The following is a 355-nucleotide window of genomic DNA, read 5'->3' as shown; positions in this document are numbered from 1 at the left end:
TGATTTAATCAGCGCTTCCTTAGAGGGTTCAAAAGGGAAGGTTGACGGGGCCTTTGGCCCCGAAGGTTGTGTAGAAAGGTTGTGTCCCCAGAGGGGAAACGGCTCACTACATTTTATGCGTCGCTATCGCTCCTATAAAATGTGTTCGCTGTGCATCGCTGGCGCTCAGGGGATGGCAGCGGCTGTGCCGCTGAGGGTGGTGGTATCGCCCTGTCGGTCGATGAGTATAAAGTCAGCGTTGCAGGATTTGCATTGGTGCCATTATCGCCATTATCGCCCCGTCATTTCGAGCAGAGGTACTAGGGAAGCACTGATTCATTCGCAGAATCGAATTTCATATGAATTTTTATCCAAT

The organism is Dialister sp. UBA1703 (genome assembly GCA_002320515.1).
Lineage (GTDB): Bacteria > Bacillota > Negativicutes > Veillonellales > Dialisteraceae > Dialister.
This window is presented reverse-complemented; position numbering follows the sequence as displayed.